The organism is Bradyrhizobium sp. NBAIM03 (assembly GCF_020194055.1).
In the GTDB taxonomy this organism is placed as follows: Bacteria; Pseudomonadota; Alphaproteobacteria; order Rhizobiales; family Xanthobacteraceae; genus Bradyrhizobium; species Bradyrhizobium yuanmingense.
In genome coordinates, this window is the sequence record NZ_JADYVS010000216.1 from 1 (window position 1) to 412 (window position 412).

Sequence of the window (412 nt, forward strand, 5' to 3'; positions counted from 1 at the left end):
GTCTTGAAAGCCCACGCTGGTCCGAACTCGAGCACGCATACGGCTTCGCAGACGACGTTCCAGAGCTTCTGGCACAGCTTAGGCAGCTGCCGTCGTCCGAAAATGACTCAGAGCCCTGGTTCACGCTTTGGAGCTCACTGGCACACCAAGGCGATGTCTATTCAGCTTCCTTCGCGGCCGTCCCGCACGTCGTCGACGCTCTTGCCTCCGCGCCAATGAACGCCGATCACTCGTACTTTCAGTTCCCCGCCTGGGTTGAAATTTGCCGGGCGAAGAATCAGACCGAAGTACCTCAAGACCTTCAGGCCCCATACGCCGAAGCGCTCGCCCGTCTGCCATCGCTTGTCGCTGCAGCGTCCGGCAAAGATTGGGAGCCAGGCTTTCTCGCGTGCGCCCTTGCGGCCATGGCGGT

Annotated in this window: 1 protein-coding gene; it reads right to left on the minus strand. The window is 60.9% G+C overall.

Going from position 1 to position 412, the window contains the following annotated elements:
- Nucleotides 1-161: 161 nt before the first annotated feature.
- Nucleotides 162-412: hypothetical protein (locus I6F21_RS38170; protein WP_225184440.1), on the minus strand; the 251-nt coding region annotated here is incomplete at its 5' end.